24 protein-coding genes and 4 pseudogenes are annotated in these 22,646 nt (G+C 59.0%); 18 read left to right on the plus strand and 10 right to left on the minus strand.

Annotated features, from left to right (window positions below; all coding sequences use genetic code 11):
- Positions 1-36: 36 nt before the first annotated feature.
- The 12 genes and pseudogenes from pcaC to AC13DE_RS02690 form a co-directional block, all read left to right on the plus strand.
- A complete protein-coding gene (gene pcaC / locus AC13DE_RS02635) occupies positions 37-420 on the plus strand; it encodes a 4-carboxymuconolactone decarboxylase (protein WP_483046957.1) in 384 nt (127 codons plus the stop codon).
- Complete coding sequence (pcaH, locus tag AC13DE_RS02640) at positions 417-1,145, plus strand: protocatechuate 3,4-dioxygenase subunit beta (protein ID WP_322330067.1); 729 nt, start codon at positions 417-419, stop codon at positions 1,143-1,145. The genes pcaC and pcaH overlap by 4 nt, the downstream gene beginning before the upstream one ends.
- A gap of 3 nt (positions 1,146-1,148) precedes the next feature.
- Complete coding sequence (pcaG, locus tag AC13DE_RS02645; protein WP_483046958.1) at positions 1,149-1,769, plus strand: protocatechuate 3,4-dioxygenase subunit alpha; 621 nt, start codon at positions 1,149-1,151, stop codon at positions 1,767-1,769.
- A 6-nt stretch (positions 1,770-1,775) separates the two neighbouring features.
- A pseudogene (locus tag AC13DE_RS02650) lies at positions 1,776-2,608 on the plus strand (beta-keto acid cleavage family enzyme).
- 28 nt (positions 2,609-2,636) lie between these two features.
- Positions 2,637-3,422, plus strand: a complete 786-nt coding sequence (pcaD, locus tag AC13DE_RS02655) for a 3-oxoadipate enol-lactonase (RefSeq protein WP_483046959.1) — start codon at positions 2,637-2,639, stop codon at positions 3,420-3,422.
- Entirely contained in the window at positions 3,419-4,474 is a 1,056-nt protein-coding gene (locus tag AC13DE_RS02660) for a 3-carboxy-cis,cis-muconate cycloisomerase (protein WP_483046960.1), read from the plus strand. The genes pcaD and AC13DE_RS02660 overlap by 4 nt, the downstream gene beginning before the upstream one ends.
- Positions 4,471-5,394, plus strand: coding sequence for an EamA family transporter (locus tag AC13DE_RS02665; protein WP_483046961.1), 924 nt, complete (start codon positions 4,471-4,473; stop codon positions 5,392-5,394). Before AC13DE_RS02660 ends, AC13DE_RS02665 begins: the two co-directional genes overlap by 4 nt.
- Positions 5,395-5,556: 162 nt before the next feature.
- On the plus strand, positions 5,557-5,742 hold the full coding sequence (locus tag AC13DE_RS02670; protein WP_483046962.1) for a hypothetical protein: 186 nt from the start codon (positions 5,557-5,559) through the stop codon (positions 5,740-5,742).
- A complete protein-coding gene (locus tag AC13DE_RS02675) occupies positions 5,739-7,235 on the plus strand; it encodes a sodium:solute symporter family protein (protein ID WP_483046963.1) in 1,497 nt (498 codons plus the stop codon). Before AC13DE_RS02670 ends, AC13DE_RS02675 begins: the two co-directional genes overlap by 4 nt.
- A gap of 267 nt (positions 7,236-7,502) precedes the next feature.
- Positions 7,503-7,742 (plus strand): annotated as a pseudogene (locus AC13DE_RS02680) (transposase); the annotation flags it as partial.
- 241 nt (positions 7,743-7,983) lie between these two features.
- Positions 7,984-9,350: pseudogene (locus AC13DE_RS02685) on the plus strand (IS110 family RNA-guided transposase).
- 12 nt (positions 9,351-9,362) lie between these two features.
- Positions 9,363-10,241 (plus strand): annotated as a pseudogene (locus AC13DE_RS02690) (IS3 family transposase); the annotation flags it as partial.
- On the opposite strand, the gene AC13DE_RS02695 reads toward AC13DE_RS02690, so the two are convergent.
- The 7 genes from AC13DE_RS02695 to AC13DE_RS02725 form a co-directional block, all read right to left on the minus strand.
- Positions 10,238-10,384 carry a hypothetical protein gene (locus tag AC13DE_RS02695; RefSeq protein ID WP_483046964.1) on the minus strand — a complete coding sequence of 49 codons (147 nt, stop codon included), beginning with the start codon at positions 10,382-10,384 and terminating at the stop codon, positions 10,238-10,240. The pseudogene AC13DE_RS02690 and the gene AC13DE_RS02695 overlap by 4 nt on opposite strands.
- Before the next feature lie 468 nt (positions 10,385-10,852).
- Positions 10,853-11,269: an IS200/IS605 family transposase gene (tnpA, locus tag AC13DE_RS02700; RefSeq protein ID WP_088636158.1), complete on the minus strand. Its 417-nt coding sequence runs from the start codon at positions 11,267-11,269 to the stop codon at positions 10,853-10,855.
- A gap of 260 nt (positions 11,270-11,529) precedes the next feature.
- The gene (locus AC13DE_RS02705; protein ID WP_483046983.1) at positions 11,530-12,051 is read right to left on the minus strand and encodes an IS630 family transposase; all 522 of its coding nucleotides are present in this window, start codon (positions 12,049-12,051) and stop codon (positions 11,530-11,532) included.
- Between the two features lie 50 nt (positions 12,052-12,101).
- Positions 12,102-12,488: a helix-turn-helix domain-containing protein gene (locus AC13DE_RS02710; protein ID WP_394403957.1), complete on the minus strand. Its 387-nt coding sequence runs from the start codon at positions 12,486-12,488 to the stop codon at positions 12,102-12,104.
- A gap of 1,326 nt (positions 12,489-13,814) precedes the next feature.
- Complete coding sequence (gene pcaF, locus AC13DE_RS02715; protein ID WP_483046965.1) at positions 13,815-15,014, minus strand: 3-oxoadipyl-CoA thiolase; 1,200 nt, start codon at positions 15,012-15,014, stop codon at positions 13,815-13,817.
- Positions 15,011-15,688, minus strand: a complete 678-nt coding sequence (locus AC13DE_RS02720; RefSeq protein ID WP_483046984.1) for a 3-oxoacid CoA-transferase subunit B — start codon at positions 15,686-15,688, stop codon at positions 15,011-15,013. Before AC13DE_RS02720 ends, pcaF begins: the two co-directional genes overlap by 4 nt.
- 17 nt (positions 15,689-15,705) lie before the next feature.
- Entirely contained in the window at positions 15,706-16,425 is a 720-nt protein-coding gene (locus AC13DE_RS02725) for a 3-oxoacid CoA-transferase subunit A (RefSeq protein WP_483046966.1), read from the minus strand.
- 105 nt (positions 16,426-16,530) lie between these two features.
- Between AC13DE_RS02725 and AC13DE_RS02730 the strand changes: the two genes are divergently transcribed.
- Both AC13DE_RS02730 and AC13DE_RS02735 read left to right on the plus strand, forming a co-directional pair.
- On the plus strand, positions 16,531-17,292 hold the full coding sequence (locus tag AC13DE_RS02730; RefSeq protein ID WP_483046967.1) for an IclR family transcriptional regulator domain-containing protein: 762 nt from the start codon (positions 16,531-16,533) through the stop codon (positions 17,290-17,292).
- A gap of 99 nt (positions 17,293-17,391) precedes the next feature.
- The gene (locus tag AC13DE_RS02735; RefSeq protein ID WP_322330090.1) at positions 17,392-17,529 is read left to right on the plus strand and encodes a hypothetical protein; all 138 of its coding nucleotides are present in this window, start codon (positions 17,392-17,394) and stop codon (positions 17,527-17,529) included.
- A 651-nt stretch (positions 17,530-18,180) separates the two neighbouring features.
- Here the strand turns inward: AC13DE_RS02735 and murB are convergent.
- Genes murB through AC13DE_RS02750 form a run of 3 tightly spaced genes read right to left on the minus strand, consistent with a single transcriptional unit; the run spans position 18,181 to position 20,299 of the window.
- Positions 18,181-19,182, minus strand: coding sequence for a UDP-N-acetylmuramate dehydrogenase (gene murB, locus AC13DE_RS02740; RefSeq protein WP_483046968.1), 1,002 nt, complete (start codon positions 19,180-19,182; stop codon positions 18,181-18,183).
- Positions 19,179-19,637 (minus strand): group III truncated hemoglobin, encoded by a 459-nt coding sequence (locus AC13DE_RS02745; RefSeq protein ID WP_394380306.1) that lies wholly within the window; start codon positions 19,635-19,637, stop codon positions 19,179-19,181. The genes murB and AC13DE_RS02745 overlap by 4 nt, the downstream gene beginning before the upstream one ends.
- On the minus strand, positions 19,637-20,299 hold the full coding sequence (locus AC13DE_RS02750) for a helix-turn-helix transcriptional regulator (protein WP_483046969.1): 663 nt from the start codon (positions 20,297-20,299) through the stop codon (positions 19,637-19,639). The genes AC13DE_RS02745 and AC13DE_RS02750 overlap by 1 nt, the downstream gene beginning before the upstream one ends.
- Before the next feature lie 89 nt (positions 20,300-20,388).
- On the opposite strand from AC13DE_RS02750, the gene AC13DE_RS02755 reads away from it, so the two are divergent.
- The 4 genes from AC13DE_RS02755 to AC13DE_RS02770 all read left to right on the plus strand — a co-directional run bounded on the left by AC13DE_RS02755 (position 20,389) and on the right by AC13DE_RS02770 (position 22,288).
- Complete coding sequence (locus tag AC13DE_RS02755) at positions 20,389-20,991, plus strand: superoxide dismutase (RefSeq protein WP_483046970.1); 603 nt, start codon at positions 20,389-20,391, stop codon at positions 20,989-20,991.
- A 61-nt stretch (positions 20,992-21,052) separates the two neighbouring features.
- Complete coding sequence (gene fdxA, locus AC13DE_RS02760; protein ID WP_322330084.1) at positions 21,053-21,397, plus strand: ferredoxin FdxA; 345 nt, start codon at positions 21,053-21,055, stop codon at positions 21,395-21,397.
- Positions 21,394-21,903 carry a flavin reductase family protein gene (locus tag AC13DE_RS02765; protein ID WP_483046971.1) on the plus strand — a complete coding sequence of 170 codons (510 nt, stop codon included), beginning with the start codon at positions 21,394-21,396 and terminating at the stop codon, positions 21,901-21,903. Before fdxA ends, AC13DE_RS02765 begins: the two co-directional genes overlap by 4 nt.
- Before the next feature lie 43 nt (positions 21,904-21,946).
- Complete coding sequence (locus AC13DE_RS02770) at positions 21,947-22,288, plus strand: DoxX family protein (protein ID WP_483046972.1); 342 nt, start codon at positions 21,947-21,949, stop codon at positions 22,286-22,288.
- Positions 22,289-22,646 lie beyond the last annotated feature (358 nt).

Below are 22,646 nucleotides of genomic sequence, written 5' to 3' on the forward strand. Positions count from 1 at the left end.
TCACCGACATTAGATGAGTTTTTTGGGGGCGGAAGCGTGAGCCAGCGATACAATGACGGCATGGCAACGCGGCGCAAGGTTCTGGGCGAGGCCCATGTCGACCGTGCCGAGGCCTGCAAAACCGCGTTCGACGCGACATTCCAGACCATGATAACCGAAGGTGCTTGGGGCACGCTTTGGTCCGACCCGACGATTTCGCTCCGTGAACGGTCCATGCTCACGCTCGCGCTGCTGGCGGCCACCGGCAATTTCGAGGAAATCCCCATGCATGTCCGAGCAACGCGGAACACCGGCGCCAGCCCGGGAGACATCATGCAGGCCTTCCTGCACGTAGCAGTCTATGCCGGCGTGCCTAAGGCCAATCACGCGATCAAGCTGGCCAAGGCCACTCTTGCTGAAATGGAGGGCGAGACGACATGAAGGACCCGGCAGAATACTACATGCGCGACCGCCGCTTGCACCCGCCCGCCTACGTACCGGGCTACAAGACATCCGTGGCGCGCAGTCCGCGGCAGGCGCTGATCTCGCTGGAAAACACCTTGTCCGAGATCACGGGGCCGCGCTTCGGCCATTCCGACATCGAGCCGCGCGACAACGACCTACTGACAAACTACGCCGCCGCCGGCGAAAGTGCCATTGGCGAGCGGATCATCCTGCACGGCCGCATTCTGGACCAAGACGCCAAGCCCGTGCGCAACACGTTGGTTGAGGTCTGGCAGGCCAATGCGGGGGGACGGTATCGTCACAAGAAAGATAATTACCTTGCGTCGATGGATCCTAATTTCGGCGGTTGCGGGCGCACCCTGACCGACGACGACGGCCACTATTTCTTTCGCACGGTCAAGCCCGGTGCCTATCCTTGGCCCAACCAGGTGAATAGCTGGCGCCCCGCGCATATACATCTATCAATATTCGGCAGCGCCTTTGCGCAGCGGCTGATCACCCAGTGCTATTTCGAGGGGGATCCGCTGATCCCGCTCTGCCCCATCGTTCAGACCATTCCTGACCCCGCTGCCATCGACCGGCTGGTGGCGCGGCTGGACGTGAACCAGACGATCCCGTTCGACGCCATCGCCTACCGCTTCGACATCGTGTTGCGCGGACGTCGGTCGACCCTTTTCGAAAACCGACTGGAGGGGAACTAAGCAATGCGCGATCCGCAAGATTATCTTCCTGAAACAGCGTCTCAGACTGCTGGCCCTTACGTTCATATCGGTCTCATGCCGAGCGACGCCGGCATCGATATCTACGGCCACGAGCTTGGCAAAGACATTGCCGGGCCCAACGCAGCCGGCGAACGTATCCGCGTCGAGGGGCGGCTCATTGATGGCAACGGCGTCGCGCTGAAGGACGGGCTGATTGAGGTCTGGCAGGCCAATGCCACAGGTAGCTACGCCCACCCCGAAAGCGCAGGCGAGGTCGAGGCCGGCTTTCGCGGATGGGGTCGCGTTATCGCCAATTTCGAAAGCGGGGCATGGTGCTTCGACACAGTGAAACCGGGCACTGTGCCGGGCCGAAACGGCACGGTGCAGGCCCCCCATATCAGCCTTTGGATTGTGGCGCGCGGCATCAATATAGGCCTCAATACCCGACTTTATTTCGACGACGAGGGCGCCGCCAACGACGCAGATCCGGTTTTGGGCCGTGTCGATCCGCCCCATCGTTGCGACACGCTGATCGCAAACCGCGACGACAGCGGACCGATCCCCGTCTATAGTTTCGACGTCCGCCTACAGGGCGACAACGAAACCGTATTCTTCGATATTTAAGAATCCATGTCTAAACCTTGCATCATCAGCGTTGCCATTACCGGCTCGCTGCCACAAAAGGCCAACAATCCCGCCGTGCCGATCACTCTGGCCGAACAGGTGGAAAGCACAAATGACGCATTCGAAGTCGGTGCCAGCATAATCCACCCCCCTGTGCGCAACGATCACGAGACGCTGTCAACGGACCACGAGAAATTCGCGCGGCTAAAGGGAGAATTGGAGAAACACCCGTCAGGCATGCTCATTCAGTCTTCGACCGGCGGACGGTCCGGCGCGGGGCGGGCACGGGAGAGAATGCTGCAGCTGTGCCCGGAAATGATCTCCCAGTCAGTAGGACTCGACAACTTCCCGACCGACGTTTGCGAGAACCCGACAGATCTGGTGGATCGCTGAGATGGTCCGATACGACGTGAAGCCGGAGATCGAGGCCTTCGATTTTTCGCGGATTTTTCGACCGTCAAAGTTGCAAGCCGAGGGCAAGATCGCTGCGTTACCTTATGTGCAGTTCGCTTTAAGCGTGCGGAACGCCATGCCCATCGGCGGCGTCGCGTTCGATTTCTACTTGCCGATGGTCAAGCAGCTTTCCGGAGAGGCTGCGCAATGGTGTGCGGCGGGCATCGGGCAGCACCTGGTGACGCTTTACGAATGGGCCATCGCCGCGGGCGGCCACGCGCGCAAGGGGCTTGAGAATTACGTGCTGCTGGACAACGACCGGTTTGGGGCCGTCGAACGGGGCGCTGGCAACGTACACTGCAGAAATCTGCGCGGCCAACGGTCGCCTCGTAGCTACCCCGACCGAAGCGGGCGCAATGCTGGGCCTGCCGCCCATCGTCTCTTGAGGGCGTACGTGCAGCCCGGGAGGCAACCATGCGCCGCTTTCTGAAGCTGGGTTCGAAGGTGCTGCACATAGATCTGCGGCCGGGCAATGTCACACAGCCCATCGTTTTTCTGAATTCGCTAGGAACCGATCTGCGGATCTGGGATAATGTGCTACCGGAACTGCCCGCGGACGCCACAGTCCTACGCTACGACAAATGTGGGCACGGCCTATCATCAGGGCAGAGTGACAGCATTGCAGAATTCGCTCAGGACCTGATCAAAACCATGGATCACTTAGCACTATCTAACGCGCTGGTAGTAGGTTTATCCATTGGTGGGCTTATCGCACTACAGCTGGCAGACACCCGCCCGGACTTGGTACGCGGGCTCATTTTGAGCAATACGTCCTACAGGATCGGCAGCCCAGATATGTGGCAAAGGCGGATAGATGACCTCGACACCCAAGGCCTGACCGCGATGTCGGCTGGCGTTATCGAGCGCTGGCTATCGCTGGGGTTCCGCGACGCTCACCCGATTGATACCGAGGGGTGGCGCATGATGTTGGCCCGCACTCCGCAAGCAGGGTATCGCGCAGCCTGTGAGGCGATCCGTGACGCGGATCTATTGGCCGCGTTGCCGCGCCTGAGTTGTCCGGTCTTGTGTATCGCCGGGTCGGAGGACAAAGCCACTCCCCCCGGTATCGTCGCAGATCTGGCCCATCGAATTCCCGGCGCCGACCTAGTGACACTGGAAGGCGTGGGGCATTTGCCTTGCCTCGAAGTGCCAGACTGCATGGCGGAACTGGTATCGGGCATGCACGGGCGGCTGGGATGAGCGATGTCTTCAACCACCCTTGGCTTTGCGGCCTTTTCGGAGATCCAGAAATGCAAGCCCTCTGGTCTCCAACGAAGCAGATCGCACATTACACCGCCTTTGAAGTGGCGCTGTCCCACGCGCTCGAGGACGTGGGAAGAGTGCCTCAAGGCCATGGCGCCGCCGCCGCTGCGACGCTGGAAGCCAGCATCATCGACCCGGCGTCGCTTGCTAGGGACGTGGCCCGCGACGGCATACCAATACCCGCACTGGTGCGCCGCTGGCGCGCAGCCGACCCCGCACACAAGGACGCGATTCACGCTGGCGCGACGTCTCAGGATGTAATGGACACCGCCTTGGCATTGACTCTCCGGGCCGTCTCAGATCTCCTGACGCGGCGGCTGCGTAACTTGGACGCCACCCTTTGGGATCTTGACGCTCGCTTTGGGGACCGACTGCTGATGGGCCGGACGCGGATGCAGGCGGCGCTGTGGATTCAGATAGCGGACCGGTTGCGCAGCTGGCGCGTGCCGCTGGCAGCCCATGCGGACCGGCTTGACGCCGCTCGAGCGGGAGTTGAGCGACTGCAGTTGGGCGGCGCGGTTGGCACGCGACACAGCTTTGGCGACCAAGGGCAGGCTATTGCCAACACCATGGCGGCGCGGCTCAGCCTGTCGGCGCCAGATCACGCTTGGCACAGTGAACGCGGCGGAATCGTTCACTATGCGGCTTGTCTCGCAGGCCTTTCAGGGGCGCTTGGCAAGATTGGGCAGGACATTGTACTGATGTCCCAGCAGGGGCTCGACGATATCCGTATCGCGAGCGGTGGCGGATCGTCAGCGATGCCACACAAATCTAACCCAGTGCTGGCTGAACTGCTCGTGACGCTGGCGCGGCTGAATGCAGGGTCTCTATCGGGAATGCATCACGCGCTTATTCACGAACAGGAACGCTCGGGCGCGGCGTGGATGCTAGAATGGGCCCTACTGCCGCAAATGACGTTGGCCACCGGCCGGGCAATCACGGCCGCGCATGCGCTCTGTGACGGAATCGAAGATATGGGCGCCGCATGACCGCAACTGTCACTCTGGGTGTGGCTCTCGCGGTGCTGTCGGCCTTTTGCTATGCATTCGCATCGGTTGCGGCCACCAAAGACGCGCGGGCCAATGGCGGTCGCGGCACGGCTGTTCTGCTTTCGGTGTTATTGACCGCGCTCTTGTCGGCGATCGCATGGTTGTTCGTCGGCCCGCCGCTGCCAGCTTGGTCGCCGCAGCTATGGCAGGGAGTCGCAGCGTTTTGCACGGCAGGACTGCTGGCAACAGTGCTAGGTCGAGTGTCGTTTTTTCGCTCGATCGAGCTCGCTGGTGTTATCGAGACATCGCTGCTACGCAGGCTTATACCGGTATTTGCCACGGTTTTGGCAATAATTATGCTCGGGGAGCGGCTAAGCCCGCAGATCCTTACAGCCTTCGCTCTTATCTTCGCGGGCATCGCGATCGTATGGATATCAGCGCCGCCGATGGCTGCGAAGGCCAAAGGCGCGCGTGACGGGCGCGCGCGGATGACCGGGCGCTTGTTGGCTGTGGTATCCGCCGCCAGCTATGGCGGAGCTTACGTAGCGCGCAAGTTTGGGATCGCGGGCCTGCCCGACCCACTGCTGGGCACTGCCATCGGTGCTGGCGCGGGGATCGCTTTTTTCTGCTTGGCCGCGCCGGTGTCGCAGGGCTTTGCAGCGCAGTTGGCGGCAGTAAAGCGGCGGCCAACCGGCTGGCAACTGGCGGCGGCATCGGGGATTTCTATCGGGCAAATTCTACTTTTTCTTGCGCTGGTATACGCGGGTGTGGCCACGGTTGCGATTGTTGCCTCTGTCGAAATGTTCTTCGCCGCGTGGCTGGCTGGGGTCGTCTTTAGGACGGAACAGCGACCCGGAATGGCCTTCGCGCTTGCATCCGCGCTGGCCTTTTTGGGTGTTTCAGTGCTAGCGCTGGTTTGACGCAAGGTTCGGGAATGCGAACTTCACATCTATTTGGTCCGCTTTTCCATCTGCGGCATTGGCAAGCACTCGGTGCATTACATCAAGCAGTTCTCGACCACAGAATCTCAAGGTAGATTTGCAAGCAGATGGTTGCTCATCAGTTATTAAGAGGAAAGGGATATGTTACGTAAGCTTGCGCTACTCCTGATCGGAGTGACAATTATCGCTTGCTATGCCGTGCCATACATTTTTTTGGGACAGATGGCGGATTGGAAGGGGGCTTTCCTGTTTTGGTGTCTTGCTGGTTTAGCCATCATCCTCCTCAACGCTGCAGCTATGGCCAGCTTCAGTGAGGAAGACGAATGACCACGTCTTATTTATTGACTGGCATTTTTTTCTACATCGCCGTCTCTCTGCTTGTTGTTTGGCTCTCACGGAAAGGAACATCGACCTCAATGTCGGGCTACTTTCTCGGGGGCCGATCGATGGGTGGAATTATATCCGCGCTGAGTTATTCGGCGACAACCTACTCCGCCTTTATGATGATTGGGCTAGCCGGTTTGACCTATCGGGGTGGCGTTGGCGCACTGGGCTTCGAGATTGTCTATTTCTCTGGTGTCTCTCTAGTCGCAATATTCGGGCCGCGGTTTTGGCGAGTAGGAAAAAAATACGGCTATGTCACGCCTTCAGAGCTACTTGGCCACCGCTATGGCGAACGCAGTGTCGCAATTGCAGCCGGAGCTACAAGCCTTGTATTCTTAATCCCTTATTCCGCCGTACAGTTGTCAGGGGTCGGCTATCTTCTTTCGGGCATGACTGGTGGCAGTATAACATTCATGATGGGAATCATCATTGCGACCACTCTGGCGGTCACTTTCTCTTATATTGCCGGCATTAGAACTGTGATGTGGACTGACAGCCTCCAAGCACTTGTAATGGTGATCGCCTCGATTCTGGTGGCGATTATCGTTGTCCATGGTTTGGGGGGCTTCACCGCCATGTTCCGCGCGGTCACCGAAAGAGCGCCGGATATGTTACAGGTTCCCGGACCCGGCCTTTTCAGTTTTAAGACGTTTCTCGGGCTCACAATCCCCTGGTTCTTTTTTTCAATTTCAAACCCGCAGGTCAGCCAACGTCTATTCATGTCAGCGAACCTGGTGGCGATGCGTCGGATGGTACTAATCTTTTTGTGCTTCGGTCTGATATACACGATCGTGTCAGTCATTTGGGGATTTGCGGCATTTGTCACCTTTCCGATGCTCAATCAGCCTGACCTTGCGACCGCGACCCTCTTGACGTCAGACTATATTCCGCCAGTTCTTGGTGTAACTGTAATGGTCGGCATTCTAGCGGCCGCTGTCTCGACAATCGACTCCATCCTACTAACGCTTTCCTCGATTTTCGCTCGTGACGTGTACGGGAATATGGGCGGGTCGCAAAAGGACCACGACCAGTTAGTTATTGCCAAGTTTGTGATACCATTGATCTCAATCTTAGCGATGATGTTCGCGGCAGCAGAATTTTCAATGATCGCGGTACTCTCAGTAGCTGCGTCGGCCGGCTTGGTCGTCGTTGTGCCGGCGATCGTTGGTGCCTTTTTTTGGACAGGTGGCACAGCAAAAGGAGCCTTGACATCTATCGTAGGTGGCGCGGTCTTTGTTCTCTGCATGTATCTGACAGGCAACAATTTGTTTGGCCTAAACGCTGGCGTGTTAGGCCTACCTGTGTCCGCTCTCTTGTTCGCGGGTGTCAGCCTTGTCACGAGGCCGAACGCCGCATCAGTGACTGAGGGGTTTATCGACGGAATACCTGATTCTGTAGAAACCCTTTCGAATATGTCTAAGCTTTCCAACAGGTAACTGAAGCGGTTTGCAAATTCGCGATCTGCAACGGATGCTCTAATGGTGATTTTCCGACGATTCACGAGGGGGAATATTTAGAGGCCGTCAAAATCTTACCTATGATCCGTTTAGTGCGCTTATTCAGTTTCTTCAAAATCACGGTGAAGCGGCTGACATGCGCAGCCAGTGAGGTGACCTGGTCTGTGCACAGCTTAGGATGTTTGGACGTGTCACGGTTTGATGCCGCTCCTTTGATAGCATTTATTGCAGTAAAGGAGACGAACTATGGGAACGAAACGCACGGGCGAATTCCGCGCTGATGCGGCGCGGATCGCGCTGACAAGCGGGCTGACACGCAGGCAAGTTGCCTCAGATTTGGGTATTGGCTTATCGACGCTGAACAAGTGGGTGACGGCGCATCGTGACACCAATGCGGTGCCTGACAAGGACTTGGATCTTGCCCGGGAGAATGAACGGCTTCGGCGAGAGAACCGCATTCTCAAGGAGGAGAGGGAGATTCTAAAAAACCGTTCCGGGTTGGAGCCCGCCTGCGCGCGGTAGCAACAGCCTGTGCTATGTTGCGCTATGAAGGGCAGCGGCCGTTCGCTTATTGGTGATCCGCCTAAGGGCGGAACCCCGTTAAAAAACGTGGTCCATGGGTTGGTGCGAACTTGAGAGTGGTGACGCCGTTTTGCGGCGATCCCGGTTAGGAAGATGACGGATTTGCATAGCCCACGCCCTTCTGTTGCCGACAGGAGGATAGATGATGGCAAAGCAAAAGACCGAACGGCCCCCTACCATTGAGACCGTCAACATTGGCGCTGCCGCTGTTGATATCGGTTCACGAGAACACATGGCTGCAGTGAACCCTGACGTGACAGATGCACCCGTGCGTGCGTTTGGAACTTTCACGCATGATCTGCATGATTTGGCCTATTGGTTCAAATCGCACGGTGTGACCAGCGTCGCGATGGAATCCACGGGCGTGTATTGGATCCCAGCCTACGAGATACTCGAACAGCACGGCTTCGAGGTTATACTGGTCAACGCCCGCTACGCCAAGAACGTCCCAGGTCGGAAGACGGACGTCAGCGACGCAAGTTGGCTGCGGCAGTTGCATTCATATGGGCTCCTGCGTGGCAGCTTTCGACCAACGGCTGAGATTGCGACGTTGCGGGCTTATCTGCGCCAGCGCGAACGGTTGGTGGAATATGCAGCTGCTCACATCCAACACATGCAAAAGGCTCTGATGGAGATGAACTTGCAGCTGCATCATGTCGTCTCTGATATCACCAGCGTGACGGGGATGAAGATCATCCGTGCGATTGTTGCGGGCGAACGGGATTTGGACGTGTTAGCCGCGTATCGCGACGTGCGTTGCAAGGCTTCAACAGAGACAATCAAAGCCGCGCTCAATGGCAATGATCGCCCCGAACACATCTTCGGGCTGACCCAGTCGCTCGAACTCTATGACTTCTATCAGGCCAAGATGCTGGAATGTGATCGCCATCTTGAGACGACGCTTGCGGTATTGGGCGCAGATACCGAACATGATCCCAGTCAACTGCCACGCCCGCGCACAAAGACCAAGCAAGTCAGCACGCCTTCGTTTGATGTACGGGCCGCACTGTTCGCCGTCCTTGGCGTTGATCTGACCCAATCCACGGGATGGGGCCGTCTCTGTCACTCAAATTGGTTGGCGAATGTGGCACTGACCTGCGCGCATGGCCAAGCGCCAAACACTTCACCTCGTGGCTCTGCCTAGCACCGGGGAACAAGATATCTGGCGGTAAGGTGTTGTCATCTCGAACGCGGCGATCATCCAGCCGCGCTGCAGCCCTCTTGCGTTTGGCTGCGGTCACGATCGGGCGCAGCGATACCGCTCTTGGGGCTTTCTACCGCCGACTGGCAGCACGCGCGGGCAAGGCCAAAGCAGTCACGGCCACCGCGCGCAAAATTGCCGTTCTATTCTACAATACCCTCCGACACGGCATGACCTACAAAGATCCCGGCGCATCCCATTATGAAGAACGATACCGCAATCGAGTGCTTAGCAATCTCAAACGTCGAGCCAAGTCATTCGGGTATGATTTGCAAGAGTTACCACTGGAGGCCGACATGGCTGTTTCTTAGGAAGGCAACGCAGTTCTTCGCGGGGCAAAAGCCATGAGGTTCCGGTTCATCGAAGAACACCGTCACGCCTTCTGCGCCAAGCGGATGTGTGACATGCTGGGTGTCAGCTCACGCGGCCTGCGCGCCTATCGCAACCGCCCTGCCAGCCAAAGACAGAGGACTGACATGGTCGTGCTGGCCCACATCAAGGAGCAATCCCGTCTAAGCTTGGGCAGCTATGGACGACCGAGGATGACGGAAGAATTGAAAGAGCTGGGCTTGAATGTCGGCCATCGTCGGGTTGGCAGATTGATGCGTGAAAATGGCATACGGGTCGAGAGATCGAAGAGATACAAGGTGACAACGGATAGTAATCACGCCTTCAACATTGCGCCCAACCTGCTGAACCGTGACTTCCAGGCGGAGGGATCCAATCAGAAGTGGGCAGGTGACATCAGCTATGTGTGGACCCGTGAAGGGTGGTTGTATCTCGCGGTTATCCTCGATCTGCATTCACGCCGGGTGATCGGTTGGGCGGTGAGCAACCGGATGAAGCGCGACCTGGCAATCCGGGCATTGAAAATGGCTGTTGCGCTGCGGCAGCCGCCCAAGGGCTGCATCCATCACACCGACCGTGGGTCGCAATATTGTTCGCACGACTACCAGAAGCTTCTGCGCCACCATGGGTTCATAGTATCGATGAGCGGCAAGGGCAATTGTTATGACAACTCTGCCGTCGAGACCTTCTTCAAGACGATCAAGGCAGAGCTGATCTGGCGGAGACCATGGCATACGCGAAGAGAAGCAGAGCTGGCCATCTTCCAATACATCAACGGCTTCTACAATCCGCGAAGGCGGCACTCAGCACTGGGTTGGAAAAGCCCGGTCGCTTTCGAAAGGAAAATGGCCTAAACGAGCACGTGGGGCGGCACAAAAACGCGACAGGTCCAATGATCGGTCTCGCCTGGCCCGGGCATTGCGCCGTAAAGCTCCAGGCAGTCGAGGATGGCGCAGGACATGCCGGTCTCGTCGGGGATGTCTAACTGATGGAGCATTGTCTAGTTCCTCTGGTTGACCTGACCCCATTTGGATGGGGCGATATCAGGACCGGCGGCGACCGGGCCGCATCCATCAGGATCTGAGCGCAGCGGAGAATGCACCGTGGGCCGGGACATTAGTTCCGCGAGAAATGCTCTAAGCGGCAGGGGAATTTTTCGGTCCGGGGTGCATTGCTGCCCAGGCGAGGCGAGCTCTGCCCTGACACACTGACCCATCGCTACCCTTATCCAAACGGGATCAGATCGAACTAGCGGAACCTTTGCGCACTTAGGGCATTCGGAGGAAGGTGGTGTCACCCGTCTTCGATCTCCAAACCTTGCTTTTTCATGGCATCCATCAGGGATCGGCGCAGCGTAACCTTTTCCACGGCCAGCGGATCGTCGTCGAAATCGCCAGAAACTGGAATGAGCTCATCGCAGAGAATTCATATAAATTACTGCGGGTTATGATATAAAACTGAACCACTACCGGCTGGCGCCGGTAGGATCGGCGATGTGCTGCTCCAAGTACTGAAGTACGATGTCTTCGGTGATGGCACCGTTGGTCGTTGAGAAATACCCTCGGCCCCAGAACCTGCGGCCCCAATAGCGCCTGCGCAACTCCGGGAATTCCCGTTGCACCTTGTGGGACGAACGACCCTTCATCTTGCGCACCAGATCGGAGATGGCGAGCTTCGGTGGCACTGATACGAACATGTGAACGTGGTCGCTCGACAATACGCCGCGCAAGATGTCGACTTCGTTCTCGTGGCACACCTGGCGGCAGATGTCGCGCACACGCAGGCGCACCCGACCTTTGAGAACCTTGAAGCGGTACTTGGTGGACCAGACCAAGTGATACCGATGATAGAAAACACAGTGGCTGCCGGTGTCGTATTGCATGAACATACCCTCTGAAAAATGAGCCTCCGACCCGGCTGCGGCTCATTTTTCAGAGGGTATGTTCATAAGACGATTCTTTCACGCTGAAGCGCAACCGACTGGAAGTCGGTGGGTTTGCTCCAGAGCGTGGATACTAAAATCTTGCATCGGGCTTTGTCAATGTCTCGCGCGATCCAGATGCGCTTGATCCCCCACAGCGGAACGAAGAGGCTGAGACTTGTAGCTGTAGGACAAGAGGCGAGGTTTAGAGCATTTCTACTTTAACCTGAGGCATAGCCGGCAGCCTGAAAGTAGTTTGAACACTCCTGCGGGGAGTACATCGCGCAGATATCGCCAAGGGCTTCGAACACCGAGGTGAATGATCGCGCACTGATGCGTCTGAGGTGAGCCTTCAATTTGGAGAAGGCCAACTCAATCGGGTTCAGGTCTGGCGAATATGGCGGCAGATAGAGAAACCAGCATCCATGGGCCTTGAGTGCCGCCGCGGCTTCTTTGTTGCGATGCGTCGCGAGGTTGTCGAGAACCACTACCGTGCCGGGCGCGATCTCAGGGATCAGTACCTTGCGCACATAGGCTGCAAAGGCAGGGCCATCCATCGCACCTCTGATCACCCAAGGTGCGATCAGAGCCTCATTTGTCAGCCCCGCAATCAGGGTTTGGGTCCCCCAACTGCCGAAGGGCGCGTCCATTGTTAGGCGCTCGCCACGAGGGGCCCAACCGCGTAGCCGTGTGAGGTTCGTTTTGACCGCTGTTTCATCAAGAAAGACCACGCGTTCCGGCATCCGCGCGATGGCTGGCAAGCGGTGTGCGAACCAATCCTCACGTCGTCGCCTTACCTTTGCGCGGTGACGTTCGGTAGCGACCAGTGACTTTTTTTATGCGTGAACCCGAGCCGCTTTAGCAGGTGTCCGATAGCAGAGTGGTGGACCTGAAGTCCGGTTGCATCAGCAAGTGCATCACGCAACTCAAACAATGTGATATCAGGGTCTTGAGCGATCAACTCTTCGAAAAAGCCAACGTAGGGGGCTAATTTTCCAGACCCTTTTGGACGCCCCTGTACGGCCGGATCAGCCCGGCCTGTCTTTTGAATCTGTTGCCGCCACCGTGCGCCTGTTGCTGGCGACAACTTCAAGCGCGCTGCCGCCGCTCGCCCGCTTAATCCTTCCTCAATATATCTCTGAAACCGCGCCCGAAGCGCTGATGGCAAAGGTGCTGACATAGTTCATCCTCCCAAACAGGATGAATCACAATCAGACCATTTTGGGAATCCCCTACGATTCAGGTTTCGTTAGAAACGCTTTAGCTCAGAGAAAGCTGTTCCGACCGAGAGAGTATTCCCGAGGCCTCAGCCGACGATGAGATCGCTGCGATTTGAGGCGGACCAGCAGACGGCAGTGCCATGCAGCTGCCTTAGGATACGATTCGGGCCCTCGATCTCGGCCAAACCGCCGAACGGTTCGAAATAGACCCTTGCGCATCCGGTGATCCTGCGCCGAGTGCCGGTAATCTTTGCGAGCCGGGCAGCAGCCCTTGGCAGTGGATCAGCGTCGTCATCGCCCTGCCCAAGAAAAGCTCCGAGTGATAGGAGAGCGACGGACCAACCTTGTGACGCAACGCCCGTGGAGACATGTAGCAGCCAAGATGCCTAGGACTGGCTCGCCTGCGGCGAACAGTTTGCGCGCTGGCGTCTGCATCCGGGCGTTCAGCCCTTTTGGTATCACGAGGTGCAGCAGGGCAGGGGGCTTCTTCAGGCAGATATTCTCATCCTTTGAATTTCGTAGCAGGCGTACTTCTTCCGACAAGAGACCCCGTATTCTTTCTTCCAGTTGAAGTTCCTCGCCCGGCTGATCTCCGCCTAACGGCAGATCTCCGGGGCCGGCGTGCCCTGCTCGCCTCGCTTCAGGAAGAAGGCTTTCTGCGCCTCCGCAAACCTCGATGCTTTCATGCCGTTTCTCTTCCGATCAGAGAAACTTCGCGGAGAAATCCAGCTTCATACGGTTTAGTTTTCAGAGTTCATTGCAAACTCTGGGCCGCGTGGAAGTTCGACGGGTCGTCGTGTTCGATCATGGCCTCCGGGCGCCAGCCGACCGTGCTCCCTGCCTGCCAAATGCTCTAGTCGTTTTAGGCACCGTCTGGCAATTCGTGAGTGAGTCGTTCTTGCGGGACCCGCCAAAGCTTGTGGGAGATAGGCCTCCGCAAGAACGTCGTGGTTCAGAGCCGGTGTGTCGACAAACTGTGGGTGAGACATCGTGAAGCCGAGATGCGGGGGGTCCTGTTCGCAGATGGCCGGCGCGCCCGAGGCTTCTGCCAACGCGGCCAACTCTTTCAGACCCGGAGGTTGCCGGCTACGCTGCCGCTCAGAAACACAAGGCGCTTAGCCCGTGCCAGAAAAGTGGCGTTCTCGTCCGTGCCCGCGCGATCCCGTGCCCTCATGTCAAACCGCCGGCTTTCAGCATAGCTCCGGCGCGCATCGGTTCTTCATAGAGCTCCGAGGCGAGCTATCACTTGCGGTAATTAGTTCCGCTGAGGCACAACCGTTCGCGGCTCAGACGGCTTCCAACGCAATGGCGATCCCTTGCCCAACACCGATGCACATAGTGGAAAGGGACTTCTCGCCAGGTTTTAACTCCAGCATAGCCGTGCCGGTAATCCTTGCTCCCGACATGCCCAAGGGATGGCCAAGACTAATTGCGCCGCCGTTGGGGTTCACCCGCGGATCGTCGTCAGCGATCCCCAAATCGCGCAGGGTAGCGAGACCTTGCGAGGCGAAAGCCTCGTTCAGTTCGATGACTCTGAAATCCGCTTGTTTCAGCCCGAGCCGCGCCATCAGCTTCTCGGACGCAGGTGCAGGACCAAAACCCATGATGCGCGGTGCGACCCCGACCGTCGCGCCGCCGAGCACTTTGGCGATGGGGGTCAGCCCATGTTTTTCTGCGGCTTCTTTGGTGGCGAGGATCAATGCCGCCGCACCATCATTCACACCGGAGGCATTGCCCGCCGTCACCGTGCCATCCGCTTTGACGAAGGATTTAAGCTTTTGCAGCGCCTCCAAGGTGGTCGAGGGGCGGGGGTGTTCGTCTTCTGACACGAGGATGGGATCACCCCGGCGCTGCGGGATAGAGACAGGCACGATCTCTTGCGCCAGACGCCCGCTGGCCATGGCGGCACCTGCTTTTTGCTGGGATCGCAGAGCGAAGGTGTCCTGATCTGCACGGTTGATGTTAAAATCCTCGGCCACGTTCTCGGCGGTTTCAGGCATTGAATCGACGCCGTATTGTGCCTTCATCATCTTGTTGACAAAACGCCAGCCGATGGTGGTGTCAAAGACCTCGTTGTTGCGTCCAAAGGCGGTCTCGGCCTTGGGCATCACAAAGGGCGCGCGCGACATGCTCTCGACCCCACCGGCGACGATTACCTCGGCCTCTCCGACCTTGATCGCCCGTGCGGCGGTGATCACCGCATCCATGCCCGAGCCGCAAAGCCGGTTCATCGTGGTGCCGGGGACGGTCTCGGGGTAGCCCGCCAGCAGCAGCGACATGCGCGCGACGTTGCGGTTGTCCTCGCCCGCCTGATTGGCGCAGCCGAAGATAACTTCGTCAATTGCCGCAGGGTCCAGAGAGGGGTTGCGTTCGATCAGCGCCCTGAGGGGCACCGCGCCCAGATCATCCGCCCGGACTGAGGACAAAGCTCCGCCATATCGGCCAATGGGTGTACGGATGTAATCACAGATATAGACGTCGATCATGCCAATTCCTCCGGTACGATAAGATCGGCAACATCGCCTTCAATGTACAACGTGGCCCCGGTAATAGCCTGTAGAGCATCCATGCTCAGCCCCGGCACTTTCTCCCGCAGGATGAACCTGCCGTTCCTGATGTCGATCACCGCAAGGGAGGTATAGACTTGGGTGACACATCCTAAGCCGGTCAGCGGGAAGGTGCAGCGCTCAACCAGTTTCGGGCCGCGATCCTTGGTGACGTGATCGGTGACCACGGCCACGCGTTTGGCGCCATGTACGAGGTCCATCGCGCCGCCCACGGCAGGCACGCCTTTAGTGCCGACGCGCCAGTTCGCCAGATCGCCATTCTGAGCCACCTGATAGGCTCCCAGCACGGCGAGATCGAGATGCCCGCCGCGGACCATCGCGAAACTGTCGGCATGGTGGAAAAACGCGGCACCGGGCTTGAGCGTGATCGGCTTCTTGCCAGCGTTGATCAGATCCCAGTCATCTTCGCCCTCTTTCGGGGCCTGACCGAAACCCAAAACCCCGTTTTCGGTGTGATAGGTCACATCGCGACCTTCGGGCTGGAACTTGGCAATCATCTCGGGGAAGCCGATGCCGAGGTTGACGTAAGACCCGTCTTCGATGTCCTGCGCCGCGCGCCATGCGATCTGTGCGTTGGAAAGCTTGTCCTGCATGATGTTGAACTCAGCCATCAGTAAACCACTCCCGTGCGCACAAGCACTTCTTCTTGTTGAGGTTCGGCCACTTCCACAATGGCGTCGACAAAGATGCCCGGAGTGATGACCGCTTGCGGGTCAATGCTGCCAGGCTCGCCGAGCACGCTGACCTGCGCGATGGTTCTTTTTGCCGCCATGGCCATCAGCGGGTTAAAGTTGCGTCCCGCCATGCGGTAGGTGAGGTTGCCGGTGGGATCTCCGTCCTGCCCCTTGATCAGCGCGTAATCCGCCTTCAGCCATCTTTCGCGGACATACATCTTGCCGTCGAATTCTTCAGTCGGTTTGCCTTCGGCAAGTTCCGTGCCGAAGGAGGTTGGCGTGTAAAAGGCCGGGATGCCAGCACCGGCGGCGCGGATGCGCTCGGCCAATGTGCCTTGGGGGACGAGGTCCAGCTCGATCTCGCCCGCGAGGTACTTTTCGTTGAAGGCTTCGGCGTTGGAACTGCGCGGGAATGAGCAAACCATCTTGCGGACCATGCCCGCTTTAATCATCGCGGCGATCCCACAATAGCCGTTGCCTGCGTTGTTGTTGATGACAGTAATCGCCGCCGGGCTGCCAGTGGCGCGAAAGCGGTCGATAAGGGCGTGGATCAGTTCGATGGGCGCGCCAGAGCCGCCAAACCCCCCGATCATCACCGTCGCCCCATCCGGGATGTCGGCCACAGCCTCGGCCACGGTAGGAAGTGTTTTGTCCATTGCTGGTCTCCTCAGGTTGCAGAGGGTCTAGCGGGCAGATGCCTGCACGGCCAGAAATTTGTGCGTATGTTGACATTTGTTCGCATTGCGTCATTTGATGTGCGCATGTCGAACAAATCTAGCAGTACAGTCTCCTCTCTCGCTAAGGGACTTCGGGTGATCGAGTGTTTCGACGCACAGCGCCCCAAGCTGTCCATCAGTGAGGTCGCCGCGCTGACCGGGCTTGACCGTGCCACCTCGCGCCGATGCCTGTTGACGCTACATGCCGAAGGCTACGCCGCCTATGACGGGAAGTTCTTTACGCTGACACACCGCTGCTTGCGCCTTGGCACCGGGGCCATCGGTGGCTTGCAACTGCCTCAGGTCGTTCAGCCCTGGCTGGATCAACTGACCGAACAGATCGGCCAAAGCTGTTCCGTCGCCATCCTTGACGAGACCGAGATTGTCTATCTCGCCCGCGCATCGCAGCGGCGGGTCATGTCGATCGGCCTGATGCCCGGCTCACGCCTCCCGGCGCATAGCACCTCCATGGGGCGGGTGCTGCTGGCTGCGATGCCGGACGTGGAAGCGCGCCGCGTCATCGAGGCGTCCGACCTGTCCCCGCGCACCCGGTTCAGCCTGACCGACCCGGAGGAAATCATGGCGCAGGTACAGGCGGCGCGGACGCGCGGCTATGCGATGGTCGACCAAGAGGTTGAGATCAGCCTGCGGTCGCTCGCGGTGCCGGTGCTCAACAGCAAGGGTGCCGTGGTTGCGGCCTTGAACACCGGGATGGCAGCAACGCAGCCGAATCCACAGGAATTGGTTGATAGTTACCTGCCCGTATTACTAAAGGCTCAGGCCGGAATTGCGCGCATTCTTGGGTAGTTCACACGGTTCCCCTACACCCACGCAGCGCTGACCGTGAACATCCTGCGCAGCATCCCGGACGTTCTAGGCTCAGAGGCTCTGGACCGGACCATACTCATGCGTACGGCGAAGTTGCAGGCGCTTTGCGAAGAGGCGATGGCCGACTGCGTGCTCCTAGCTGATCGCTCCGGAAAGCTGGTCGAACTGCACAATGCCGAAGGCTACATGGCAGCCGCCGAAGAGGGCGAGGACTGAGTACTGTGCCCTATGGAGAACCACTTCCCGATCCGCGCCGCGGAGCCGGTTTGCCAGAGGTTCTGCTGCGCCGGGAAGTAATGTTCGAGAACGCACTCGGTGACGGAATCTCGGTGGAGTTTATCGTTGGCGGCGGGCGGTGCTGCACCTACAGCATCGCAGGGAGGTCATGGCCGCGCGTGGTTCGCAAGGTCGTGCATCACTTCTACACGGCCAGGCGCGAGGACCCGGTGATCGGTCCTCTAATCCGCGCCCACTACAAATTGATATATAATCGGCATATTTCGACAAAATCGAGGCTTTCTAACGCTCACTCCTTCTTAGCACACGCGGCTACTAGGGCCAGCGTATGCATACACACCGTGCGATATCGGACTTGAATAACGACCACTCCCGGCGGTGGCTCACGCTCTTTCGGTATACGGTTACGCAGCTTTGCCCGCCGAAGACCCCCAAGCCTTTCGACCAGGAGATGTCTGGCTGGACTCTGTAGATAGTCGGTGCGAACCCTATCTGAATTCCTTTTAAGATTGGATAACAATGCGCGCAGCTGCCAGCGCAACCGTTCAGACCAGATGATACAAACTTTAGAACTTGCCGCCAAAGAAGAAAGCAAGGCGCCGAAGAACAATTCGGACCGCCAATTGGGCCTCACTTGCCAACGCGCGATGGCTCCTGAACGAGATCGACGCCGAACCTCAATCGAACGGCGTCTTGTGCGCGCGCGGCAAGCGCGTCCACGTCGCCCAAGGTCGCTCCGCCAACATTGACGAGAACCAGGGCGTTGGTCTCTGAAAATGCGGCGCCGCCCAATCCGTGGCCGCGAAATCCGCAGAGATCGAGCATCTTGCCCGCCGGCAGCTTGACGCCGCCCGGGACCCGGTGGCCGCAGACGTCCGGAATGCGGGCCGCGGCGGCAATCGGCACGACCGGATTATGAAAGAAAGAACCCGCGTTTCCAGTAATCCGCCAATCAGGCAGCCGAGCGCGCCGCCGCGCCAACACGGCGTTCATGACCTTGGCCGGTCCGTTCGGAGAGGCGCATCCGGACAGGCCTTCGTGTGAGAGAACGGGGTCCCATTTGGTCGGTAGGTAAAGCGTAATCCCGGTCACCAGAAAGCGCCCGGGCTCGTTTTTGAACCGGCTCTGGCGATACCCGAAGCCACACTCGGCGGCTGCCAGTCTACGTGGCTTCCAATCCGCAGTATCGATGACATCGACGCTCTCGGCCAGGTCGCTCAGCTCGACGCCGAAAGCGCCGATGTTCTGGATCGGAGCGGCCCCGGCTGTACCCGGAATCCCCGCAAGGTTCTCGAGCCCGCCGAAGCCCCGTCTGACGGTCCAGCGGACGATGTCATCCCATGTCTCTCCTGCGCGGGCGGTAACGCGGACGCCGCCTCCGACACGCTGCAACCGGCGGCCGCGCGCGCCGGCGATCCCGACCACCGCGTCGATCTTTTCGGCCAGCAGGCAGTTGCTTCCGCGCCCAAGCATGTGAAAGGGCAGGCCCACGCGGTCCGCGAACTGCGCGGCCGCGATAATCTTGCTCTCGTCGGTCAGAACGCCGCCGTAGCTGGCACGAGACCGCAAACCGAGCGTATTGCGCCCGCTGAGGTCAAACCGAGGCACCAGCGGGGCGGGCGGCTCCCTCATGGATAGGCTTCCCGCGTAAGTTTAGGCCGGAACATCAGGTCCTCGCCGCGGTCCATGCCGATATTGATCCGGAACGCCTCGGCAATGCGCTCGGAGCGCTCGACGAAAAGCTCGGCGGTCTTTTGGGGGCAAATCTGCGTGACCGTGTGCCGGAACAGCGCCAGCCAGCGCCGGAAGTGATCGTCGTTCAACTCTGAAATCGCAAGGTGCTTGGGCATGGGCCGACCCTTGTAGCGGCGTGTGCCAAGAAGGCTCGAGCACCAGAAATCCTCGATCGAGTCGAGATGTGCCTGCCAGCGATCGTCCGGTACCCGAGCGCGAAACACCGGGCCGATCACCGGGTCCTCGCGCGCGGCCGCGTAGAAATGATGCACGACCTTGCGGATCATCGCCTCGTCGAGGCCTTCGGCTAAGGCCTCGGGAAAACGTGCCACGAGGCGGGGCGGCGCGTCCATCAGGATGCCTCGCGGATGACGTAGGTGCAGCGCCGCCCGCCGCTGACGATATGCTCCACCCGCTCGACCGAGATGCCGTCACCCAGCACGTTCTCGAACACCGACTTCTCAGCACGGCAGAATCCTTGGCAAACCGTCGCCGCAGCGCATATCGGGCAGTGGTTTTCGACCAGCCGAAACTCCCCGTCCTCGCCTTCCTCTGCAGCCGCCATGTAACCCTCAGCATTTCTCAGTTCGACCAGTTTGCCTAAGCGATCACGTAGGGACACACAGTCAGCTATCGCCTCTTCATAAAGCGCTTGCGTCTTCCACTCGCGCGCCTGGATAATCCGGTCCAGCGCTTCCTCGCCCAGGACGCCCGAGATGCTGCGCAGGATGTCCACGGTTAGCGCAGCGTGAGTGTCGGGAAAACGGGACTGACCCTTCTCGGTTAAGCGCCAGCGTACTGAGGGCCGGCCGCGCCCGAAGGGCCTACGTTCGTCGGCCACGAGGTCATCCTCTGCCAGCTTTAAAAGCTGCTGTCGTGCTGCCTCTCCAGAGGTGCCGAGACGGGCTCCCACCTCGGTCGAAGTCAACGCGCCATGCATCTTAAGAGCCATCAGGACGCGTTCGGAGGCGGAGCGTGGCGACCACACCTCTTTTTCCAAGACATCACTTGACATATTGACTCCAAAAGTTTTCAAAGTACCTGCTTGTTTTAATAACCCGTCGCACCGCGCGGCGCAACCGCACCTATCAGAGGGAGCCTGACATGGCCTTTGAACTGCCAGCCCTTAACTTCGCCCACACCGCCCTCGAGGGTCTCGGGATGAGCACCGAAACGCTCGAACTGCATCACGACAAGCACCACGACGCTTATGTGACTGCCCTCAACGGTTTCGTCGAAAGAAACGCGGACCTGCAGGGCAAGTCGCTGGAGGAAATCATCACCGCGACCTATGGCGTTGCCGACCGTGAAGGCATCTTCAACCAGGCGGGCCAGCACTGGAACCACATCCACTTCTGGAACGCGCTCTCGCCCAATGGCGGTCGCATCCCCGGCGCGCTTGAAAAGAAGCTGACCGCTGACTTCGGCTCGGTCGATGACTTCAAGCAGGCGTTCAAGGCTGCGGCCACCGAGCAGTTCGGGTCCGGCTGGGCTTGGCTGATCCAGAAGTCAGATGGCAGCCTTGGGGTGACGAAAACGCCCAATGGGGTAAACCCACTGGCTACCGGCGAGGGGACCGCGCTGCTCGGCCTGGACGTGTGGGAGCATAGCTACTACGTCGACTACCGCAACCGCCGTCCGGATTACGTCGACAACTTCTTGGATCGGCTCGCGAATTTCGAATTTGCAATGGCCAACCTCGCCTGATCAGCCGCTTCCCATGCGCGCGTTAGGCGCGCATGGGCCTTCCTCGAACCAAGAGTCCGCCATGACATATGTCGTCACCGAGAACTGCATTGCCTGCAAATACATGGACTGCGTCGAGGTCTGTCCCGTTGACTGTTTCTACGAGGGAGAGAATACACTCGTCATCCACCCCGACGAATGCATTGATTGCGGCGTTTGCGAACCCGAATGCCCCGCGGACGCCATACGACCCGACACGGAACCAGACAGCGAGCGTTGGGTCGATTTTAACCGCAAGTACGCCGAGATTTGGCCTGTCATCACCGCTGCCGGCGAGCCGCCCGCGAATGCCGCCGAGATGGACGGCATACCGAACAAGCTCCAGACGCATTTCTCGTCCGAGCCCGGGCAGAAGGAGGCGTCATGACTGCCATCGCATCCGCAAAAACGGACCAACCCGCTAACGCGTTCCGCGAGGCCATGGCATCACTTGCGGCGACGGCATGTGTGGTTACGGCCGCCTATGCGGACGAACGCGTCGGGCGCACGGTGACGGCGGCTCTGTCGTTGGCCGTCGACCCACCCTCGCTGCTAGTCTCGATCGACGCCGGCGCGAGACTGTCTTCGCTGATCCGCGCGAGCGGCGGCTTCTCATTCGCCATGCTGCAAGCCGATCAACAAGCGGTCGCTCAGGCCTTCGCAGGCAAGGTTCCGCGCGACCGGCGCTTCGATCACGGCACGTGGGAGGCTTGGCCATCTGGTCATCCCCGCCTGCGAGAGGCGATGGTAGCGATGGACTGCAGCCTCACTGGAGAAATCGAGACGGAAGACCACGTCCTTTTTGTCGGGCGGCCGAGGGCAATAGACCTGGCCAAGACCCGGCAGCCCCTCATCTGGCACCACCGTCGGTTCACCACCGTTCGTCCACTTTGAGCGAACGGCCTTATCCCTTTAGATACAATATAGAGGACAGCCCATGTCTACGATCCCCTGGCGCCACATCTTCGCTGGCGCGCTTGTCGCATTCTTCCTTTTGGGTGGGGCCTTGAACATTTTCGCCAGCACAGAGATCCGCGCAGACTATGACCGTTGGGGCTATCCCGACTGGTTTCACTACATCACTGGCCTGCTGGAATGGACCGCGGCCGCACTGATTGCGCTGCCTCGAACACGCCTGCTTGGCAGCGTCCTTGCAGGCTGCGTCATGGGCGCCGCGTCCGCGACAGTTCTTCTGCACGGAGAATTCGGTCATGCAGTGACACCGCTGGTCATACTCGCTCTTGTTTTGGCGAACGGATGGCTGACTTGGAAAAGGTAAATTTCAGTTAGCTGACATAGGGTTTTACCGAAACGACCTTCCCGTTTTCCAGCGTCTGCAGGGGCAACCAAAAGGACATCGACCTAATGCGGCATTTGATTTCGGTGTTCTTCGCATCGCTGTTGGTTCGTGGTCAGCTAATTTTTTTAGGGGAAGAAGTAATTTAGTTATCGGGAGAGGGCAGCGCAAGGGACGCGGGTAGGGTATCGGCTATGACGCGGGGTCAGGCCGGCAGACCTGCGCACATTGGGCACTGCTATGGCTGCTGCTCGATCTGTTGCGGGGCGTTCGGATCAATGCGAACATCAAGTTAGAATGGCGCGCGCTGACGGATGGCGCATCAACTTCGTTGGTTTTC

The sequence above is a fragment of the Sulfitobacter sp. L-8 genome (assembly GCF_056859255.1).